The organism is Paenibacillus sp. P4_E11 (assembly GCF_056401635.1).
Genome location: NZ_JBFUIX010000245.1, coordinates 1 through 3,654, shown reverse-complemented (window position 1 = coordinate 3,654; position 3,654 = coordinate 1). Strand labels below are relative to the sequence as shown.

Genomic DNA, 3,654 nt, shown 5'->3' with positions numbered 1-3,654 from the left:
GGTTAAGACATTGTCGTTTCTTCACGATGTGCTCTACCGGAAACGGGCCGTTACGTTGTACCAGACATCGAACAGCTTGAACTCCGAAGCGTTCATTCGTGAGAAGGCGGCAATGGTGCTTACGACATCGATCGAAATGGCGGGCTGGAGCAATGAGGATATTCCTTTCGAGCCGAAATATGCTCCGTTGCCATTCGGTCCGGTCAAAGCATCTATGCTTGTGGCCAACGGGTTTATGATCCCAAGTCATTGTCCAGATTTCGAACTCGCTGCGCAGTTTATAGAACATACCTTGGATCCAGAGCTTCAAATCTCACTGAGTAAGCAGACCGGGTTCCTCTCTTGTCTGACCGTCAACAATCAAACTTGGGAGGAAAACGATCTTCGCTCGCTGAACTTGATTGGCGACCAGATCGTGAACTGTTTCTTCTTAAGTGAAATGTTCGAGGAGCCCACGACGATCGGCGAGATTGAGTCGGAAATGGAGATGTTCTGGGCCGGACTGGAATCTGCCGAAGCATTCGCAGATCGGATGGTCCGCATCATCTCAGGGTAACCCTATATCTGAGGTAAGCTCCATTCGAAGCCTTTACGTTAATAGAGTTCACTCTATTAAGAAAACCTGACCGGTTCATCGGTCAGGTTTTTTTGGGTATGTTGAGCTAATCGATGTCCTCAGACCTAATACCTGAGTATTTTTCCTTTTTCGTTCGTAGGCCTTTATTACTAATTGTTAAGATTTTCCGATATTTTCCCCCATCTTCAAGCCCCTCACAAAGGAAAAAGGAAAATCATGTCGAATACGGTATACATCGAACTGGCAAAGACAAACTGACAAAGGTGGGCTTTTCATGAAAGAAAAGTTGACGCAATGGCTCTCCCGATTAACAGGGAGTTTCGACCAAGCCAAGCGGCAAATGACGAACACGGATCCAATGCAAGAGAAAGGGAAAGTCAGGCTTCAAAATCCGATTCGCTCTGTCGGCGTTATGCTGTTCTTGTTATTCTTCATTAGCATAGTCGCGATCGTCGTAGTCGTAGGTATTCTCTCCACACAAATATCCAAGAATATCATTACAGGTAAAGTATCCGATGCCTCTCTACAGACCATAGTACAGTCATCAGATAAGCTGGACTTCTTCCTAGAAAGCTTGGAAACGATATCGGTTCAAATGATGTCGGACGATATCATTGCCGATAATCTTAACAAATACAAGGACAAGTCGTTGAGCGCTTTCGATAAGCTTCAGGCGGGATCAGCTGTTGCCAACCGTTTGAAAAACTACGTGATGGCCAATAGCAAGCTGGCGGATGTGAATTTGATCCCGATGACGCCTGATTCGGACAGCTATAAATCGTCCACAAGCATGAAGGAAGCGGTCTTCACGTCTCCTTGGTTTAAAGCAGTTAAGGACGCAGACGGCAAGGCAGTATGGCTTCCTACCATGAAAACAGGGTATGTAACTACCTCTAATACGTTCGCTGTAGCCCGTGTACTTAGAAACATTAAATCCAGCAACATTGAAGGTATATTAGTCATTGAAGTGAAGGAAACCGCACTTAAGGACGTTCTCAACGGTCTGACCATCGGGGAAGGGAGTCAGACTGCGATTGTCAGCGCTGATAACAAATTGGTCTGGTCACCGAAATCGGAAAGTATGGAAACTAATTATCCGATTGATATCATCGGGAATGTGAAGAAAGAAGCGAAAGAAGCCAATTTCTTCGAAGACGAAGTGGAGAATAGCAACAATTTGGTCGTCTATGATCTGATCAATCGCGCTGGCTGGTATTTGACTGGTAATGTGCCTGTTGCAGAACTAGTGAAGGACGCCAAGAAAATATCTAATCTGACCATCGTTATGGTCTTGGTCGCAGCAGCCGTAGCCGTCGCACTTGGTGTATTGGTCATGCGGATGATCGGCTCCCCGCTCGTGAGGATGCGGAACCTGATGAATGAAGGTGCACGAGGCAATCTGGTCGTACGGATGAAGTCCACCGGCCGACGTGACGAGATCGGTCAGTTGGGTGATAGCTTCAACCTGATGATGGATCAAATCACGCATCTCGTCCGCCAAACGAACGATTCCGCTCGGGAAGTATTGGACACCGCAACCGAGCTGTCCGATGCATCCAAGAAAACGGCGCTATCGGCGAAGGAAATTGCCGTAGCAACCGAAGAGATTGCTTCAGGTGCGTCCAGTCTCGCCATGGAAGCCGAACGCGGCAACGACCTCACCAGCAACATTAACACGAAGGTTAATCAAGTCGTCGCAGCTAACCAGCAGATGGAAGCTTCCAGCTCGGAAGTGTTGAAGTCCAGCAATCAAGGTAAGATCTACATGTCAGAGCTGATAACCAAGACGAATACGACCGAGGAAATGACGCGTTCCATGGTCAGCAAGGTAGAGAAGCTACAAGAGAGCACCCGCTCCATCCGTAAAATATTAGACGTTCTGAACACCATGACGAAGCAGACCAATATATTGTCACTCAATGCTACAATTGAAGCAGCTAGAGCCGGGGCAGCCGGTAAAGGGTTCATGGTTGTCGCCGATGAAATTCGCAAGCTGGCCGACCAATCGAAGCAATCGATCGATGTTGTTGCTCAGATCACAGATACGATTCAGCATGAGATTAAGGAAACGGTAGCAGTCTTAACAGAAGCGTATCCGTTGTTCCAAGAGCAAATATCTTCCGTGAAGTATACCGACGAAATCTTCAAGCAAGTCCAGGATCGAGTGACTGGATTTTCCGTACAGCTTCGCGATGTTACGGGCTCGATCGAACAGTTGAAGGAATCGCAGTCCGTCCTGTCCGATGCGATGAGCAATGTGAGCGCCGTAGCAGAGGAGTCGTCAGCGACCTCCCAAGAGGTTGCCTCCCTTAGCACCGAACAGCTCAGCATCAGCAGCGGTCTCGTCCGCTTATCTGAGAAGCTGGAGGAGTTGTCTAACTCACTCAAGGAGTCGCTCAGTAAATTCACTATCTAATTCAGCACAAAAAAGACCTTCAATCCGTAATGGATGAAGGTCTTTTCTAAATATATGTACTGTCTCCTCGCCTGCACCTGCCGCGACTCACCCAAACGTATGGTTCGGTAAGCCTTTCACGCCGGGCTTAACTCGGAATACCCCGCCGGCCAGTGGATATCGAGCAAGCACGTCAGCGGAGAGTCCATGTCGTGCTGAGGTAATATACAGCTCATCCCGATTCGGACCACCGAACGTGCAAGAAGTGACTAGAGGAGCGGGTACGGCAACCGAATCTATCTGCTCTCCTGTCTCCGGGTTCCAGCGGGTAACCTGGTATCCGCCCCAATGTGCGACCCACAGCATTCCCTCCGCATCTACGGTCATCCCATCGGGGAAGCCACAGTCTTTCGGCACATGAATCGCGATACGTCGATTGGACAGTCCACCAGATGCTTCATCGAAGTCAAATGCGATTACTTCATATGTAGGGGTATCGATATAGTACATCGTTCGACTGTCCGGACTCCAACCGATACCATTCGAACAAGTCACTGAGCCGAACTCCTCCCGTTCTAACAACGTCATATCTGTGTCCAAACTATACACAGCACCTTGCTTGCCCGTATCGTTCATAGCCATCGTACCGCCCCAGTAACGGCCGGTTCGGTCGCACTTACCG

Annotated in this window: 3 protein-coding genes; 2 read left to right on the top strand and 1 reads right to left on the bottom strand. The window is 48.7% G+C overall.

Features of this window, described 5'->3' with window-relative positions:
* Together AC1DWB_RS32150 and AC1DWB_RS32145 are read left to right on the top strand one after the other, a co-directional pair.
* Window positions 1-556: extracellular solute-binding protein (locus AC1DWB_RS32150; RefSeq protein WP_477545170.1), on the top strand; the 556-nt coding region annotated here is incomplete at its 5' end.
* A 295-nt stretch (window positions 557-851) separates the two neighbouring features.
* Entirely contained in the window at window positions 852-2,993 is a 2,142-nt protein-coding gene (locus AC1DWB_RS32145) for a methyl-accepting chemotaxis protein (RefSeq protein ID WP_477545169.1), read from the top strand.
* 87 nt (window positions 2,994-3,080) lie between these two features.
* On the opposite strand, the gene AC1DWB_RS32140 is transcribed toward AC1DWB_RS32145, so the two are convergent.
* Window positions 3,081-3,654, bottom strand: a 574-nt coding sequence (locus AC1DWB_RS32140; RefSeq protein WP_477545168.1) for an SMP-30/gluconolactonase/LRE family protein, incomplete at its 5' end; no start/stop codon positions are given.

Excerpts from the sequence above, each read along its gene's own strand:
- AC1DWB_RS32145 (WP_477545169.1), top strand. The coding sequence starts at position 852 with ATGAAAGAAAAGTTGACGCAATGGCTCTCCCGATTAACAGGGAGTTTC.